Origin of the sequence: Pseudactinotalea sp. (genome assembly GCF_048594945.1) — a bacterium.
Classification (GTDB): Bacteria; Actinomycetota; Actinomycetes; order Actinomycetales; family Beutenbergiaceae; genus Pseudactinotalea.
This window is the reverse complement of record NZ_JBMDXJ010000267.1, coordinates 1-2,371: the sequence shown is the minus strand read 5'-3', so window position 1 is coordinate 2,371 and position 2,371 is coordinate 1. Positions and strand designations below refer to the sequence as shown.

Sequence of the window (2,371 nt, the reverse complement as noted above, 5' to 3'; positions counted from 1 at the left end):
CTCGGCGGGACCTGGCCGGGTTGGCCGCCAGCGCCCTGAGCGGGACCTCCGATCTCGTCCGCGACGACGACGTCCAGCTCGCACTCTTCGTACTGTTCGCCTCCTCGTACGGCTCGATCGACCAGCTCGCCGATGACCTCGAGTGGGATACCCAGCTCATCGCCGCACGGCGTCTGCTCGAGCGCGACCTCGAACGCGCACTCCGTGCCGCGGTGCCAGTGCCACCACCTCCCGAGCCCGCGGTCGACGCGGTGGCGAGAGCACTCTTCACGCTGGCAGCGGACGACCCCGGTCCGAGCCTGTCGCGCTACGTGGCGAAGAAGGCGACGATCGAGCAGGTGCAGGAGCTGTTGATCCAGCGTTCGGTCTACACCCTGCGTGAGGCCGACCCGCACTCCTGGGCGATTCCGCGCCTGCACGGGCGAGCCAAGGCAGCACTGGTGGAGATCCAGGCGGACGAGTACGGCAATGGCCGTCCCGATCGTGTCCACGCCGCGCTCTATGCCGCAGCGATGCGTGGTGCGGGCCTCGACGATTCCTACGGGGCCTACGTCGACGCCGTGCCCGCGCTCACGCTCGCGTCCCACAACATGATGTCGATGTTCGGACTGAATCGCCGGCTGGTCGGGGCGATCGTCGGTCACCTCGCCGCCTTCGAGATGACCTCATCGATCCCGAATCGGTTCTACGGCGATGGGCTGCGGCGCCTCGGCCTGGGCGGCGACGTCACGGAGTACTTCGACGAGCACGTCGAGGCCGACGCGGTCCACGAGCAGATCGCTGCGCGGGATCTCGCGGGTGCTCTCGCGCACGACCGCCCGGACCTCGTTCCTGACATCATGTTCGGTGCCGCCGCCTGCCTAGCCGTGGACGGGTGGGTTGCACAACACACGCTCGACTCCTGGGAGGCGGGCAGGTCGTCGTTGAGGAGCACGCCGTGAACGATCAGCGGGTCACGATCACGCCCTACCCCGATGGCCCGCTGCTGGTGCGCGGCATCGTCGAGCTGCGGACGACGGAGGGTGAGCCGATCGAGCGCGGGCGCCGCACCGTGGCGCTGTGCCGTTGCGGGCTCTCCACCATCAAGCCGTTCTGCGACGGTACGCACAAGGCTGCGGGCTTCCGCAGCGACGACCGATGACACCCACAGCGAGCATGTCCCGGCCACTCGCGCTCGTGCTGGCCGGGGGCAAGGGCAGCAGGATGGACGTCCTCACACGCGAGCGCGCCAAGCCCGCACTCCCGCTGGCCGGCGGCCTGCAACTGATCGATGTGCCGATGTCGAACCTGCGCCACAGTGGTGTGGAGGACGTCTGGCTCGTGGTGCAGTACCAGGCGCGCATGCTCGAGGACTTCGCGGCTAACGGCCGCCCGTGGGATCTGGACCGCACCACTGGCGGGTTCCGCGTGGTTCCACCGCAGCAGGGCGAGTCGGAGGGCCGTGATGGCTTTGCCGACGGCAACGCCGACCAGCTTCTGCGGCTGCGAGACGAGATCGCCGAATCGGGTGCCGAGGAGGTGCTGGTGCTCAGCGCCGATCATCTCTATCTGCTCGATCTGCGCGAGGTGCTGGCCACGCACAGGCGCAAAGAGGCCGAGTGCACGATCGTCACGTGCGACCTGGGACCTGACCGCGGGCCACGTGAGGCGCCGCACCTGACCACGGTGGAGAGCAATCGGCTGGGCCGCATCACGGACACCGCGTCCAAGCCGGACCGGCCGAGCACCTTCGTGGTCGCGACGGAGGTCTTCGTCTACCGCAGTACCGCTCTGCTCGAGGAGCTCGATCGACTGCTTCGTTCCCGCACTACCGATGAGGTCGAGGATGCGGCCGAGGACATGCTGCCGCGATTCGTCGAGCGTGGCCGCTGCTTCGAGCACCGGATGGAGGGATACTGGCGCGACCTGGGCCGGCCTTCCACCTACCTCGAGGCGCACCGCGACCTGGCCGCCGACGACGTCGGTGTGCTCGGCCGCAGCGACTGGCCGATCCTCACCCGAGTCGGGCACACCACACCACCACGTCTGCACGCCACGGCGCGGCTCGACCAGGCACTGGTCGGCGCCGCCTGCGACATTCGCGGAGAGGTGACCCGCAGCGTGCTCGGACCCCGTGTGCGGGTGGCCGAGGGCGCCCGCGTGAGCGACAGCGTGCTGCTGGGCGACATCGTGGTCGAAGCGGGTGCCGTGATCGAGTGGGCGGTGCTCGACCACGGCGTTCGCGTCGGCGCTGAGGCTCGTGTGGGGGCATGGCCCGGGGATGCGGATGCGGTCGAGGACGACGAGGTCGCCCTCGTCGGTGCGGACAGCGTCATCGCACCAAGAACGGTGCTCGAGCGCGGGACCCGGCTCGAGCCGGGGACCCGCGCCG

Annotated in this window: 3 protein-coding genes; all 3 read left to right on the top strand. The window is 69.5% G+C overall.

Features of this window, described 5'->3' with window-relative positions; translation table 11 throughout:
- On the top strand, positions 1 to 941 hold a 941-nt coding region (locus ACOJSN_RS11595; protein ID WP_420112657.1), incomplete at its 5' end, for an iron-containing redox enzyme family protein.
- Positions 938 to 1,141 carry a CDGSH iron-sulfur domain-containing protein gene (locus ACOJSN_RS11590; RefSeq protein WP_420112656.1) on the top strand — a complete coding sequence of 68 codons (204 nt, stop codon included), beginning with the start codon at positions 938 to 940 and terminating at the stop codon, positions 1,139 to 1,141. The genes ACOJSN_RS11595 and ACOJSN_RS11590, both read left to right, overlap by 4 nt.
- Positions 1,138 to 2,371, top strand: a 1,234-nt coding sequence (locus ACOJSN_RS11585) for a glucose-1-phosphate adenylyltransferase family protein (RefSeq protein WP_420112655.1), incomplete at its 3' end; no start/stop codon positions are given. The genes ACOJSN_RS11590 and ACOJSN_RS11585, both read left to right, overlap by 4 nt.